This window comes from Candidatus Obscuribacterales bacterium, assembly GCA_036703605.1.
Classification (GTDB): Bacteria; Cyanobacteriota; Cyanobacteriia; order RECH01; family RECH01; genus RECH01.
The window spans coordinates 1-1,638 of record DATNRH010001079.1; the positions used below are offsets into that span (position 1 = coordinate 1).

The 1,638-nt window shown below is 56.2% G+C and carries 2 protein-coding genes; one reads left to right on the forward strand and one right to left on the reverse strand.

The window, feature by feature from the left end; genetic code table 11:
* On the reverse strand, positions 1 to 958 hold a 958-nt coding region (locus tag V6D20_22135; GenBank protein HEY9818484.1), incomplete at its 3' end, for a hypothetical protein.
* Between the two features lie 198 nt (positions 959 to 1,156).
* Between V6D20_22135 and V6D20_22140 the strand changes: the two genes are divergently transcribed.
* A complete protein-coding gene (locus V6D20_22140; GenBank protein HEY9818485.1) occupies positions 1,157 to 1,447 on the forward strand; it encodes a hypothetical protein in 291 nt (96 codons plus the stop codon).
* Positions 1,448 to 1,638 lie beyond the last annotated feature (191 nt).

The window sequence follows — 1,638 nt, forward strand, 5'->3', positions numbered from 1 at the left end:
GGGTGACGAGGGGCGGGACGAAGCGATCGCCAATGGGTTGGCGGGCAAGCTGCTGGGCTTGGCGGTAGGGCTCCATACTGGCGAGGGACTCGGCGGTGCAGTGGCTGGGCTGCACAAGCACCGTCATGCTCAGGGTTTGACCTTGGGTGTTGGTCACCTCTAGGCGATGGGGTAGGTGAATCTGGGAGAGGGGCTGTCCCTCAGGGGTACAGACTTGCTCTGCTCGCACCAATAGCCAGCGGTAGCCTGCATGTTGGAGGGTTTGCACGAGGGTGTAGAGAGCATTGGGCTCCGTGGGAAGCTGGAGCTCGGGCAGGCAGAAGCCTCGCACACGGCGCAGGGCCTCCCAGCCAAAGATGGCGGCGAAGTGGTGCTGCCAGGCTTGGATATGTAGCTTGAAATCAGCGGCGGGAATGGTGGGGGCGATCGCGTGCCCCCAGAAGGTGCCGAGCCATTCAACGTAGGGCTGGTAGGTTTTTTCAGTGGTGATGCGTTTGAGGTTATCGAGCACGTCGCCGCGTCCCATCTGCCGCAGCCCCCATAGTAAGGTGCCGGAGTAGGTCAACATCACCCGTGGGCTATAGCCTTGGTTGATCAGGTCAACCATGAAGTTGGCGATGCGGGTGTAGCAGTAGGTGAAGGTGCCAGCTCGATGGTTATCGCCATCGAAGGGATGCTCAAACATATACTGAAGGTGGCTCATCAGGTGCCCCGACTCTTGGCCAGGTACCATGGGCTGATGCATATGCAGCGCGACAGCAAAGGCGGCGGTGCAGGTCTTCAGCGATGGGGACGATGGTTCCAAAAAGACTAGACGTTGATCCTGCCGCACCTGCTCTAGATCAGTTTCCCAGCCGCACAGATTAGGGAGGTCGTTGATGAGTTCGGGAATGGGCTGTAGGGGCGCGATCGCTTGGGAATTAGACGATTCATTAATGGGTGGCAGAGCAGAAATCATGACGGCAAGCCTTGTTAGAAATTGAAACAATGACTGGAGTCCTACGCGCAGGGGTGATCAGTTCATTGCGACAAGGCGCAACTCCACCCAGACGCGATCGCTAAAGGGGTTGACGGGTAATCTAAAAATATCCTTAAGCACCCTAAACCTTAGTATATCGATCCCTTGTTGACTCTCTCTAGTCGTTAACAAAGTTCTATGAATACCGCTTACGATTCGTTTCAAAAAGCTAACGATTGTTTCAGGCGATCGGCCCACCAGCGTTGGCATCGTCACCAAAGCCAGCTCCACATTTTGCGATCGCAGCTTGGTTTCTCTGAGGTTGCGTCTTCGCGGCCATCGGTCTGTCGAGGTTGTGCCCACTACCACGGGGTTGCCTATGGGCAGGCTCGCGACAGTCGCACGCTGTTGATCTGCGGTTTCCATCCCTACGGTTGGCAGGGGCAGACTTGTCCAGACTGGCAGCCAGATGAGACCTGCGCTCCCTAGCTGTTACTCGTTGCAGAAGAGGGGCGCGATCGCTTGCTCTGACATCATTTGGCGCATATTTTACGATAGAGTGATTGAATGCTCTGGGACGCGAGCGTATGGTAATGGGCGCATCATAGCGATCGCGTCATTGCTGTAGGGAGAGGTCTGTGAGCAACAACGGTTATGTCGTTTATGCAAGTCCCATCAGG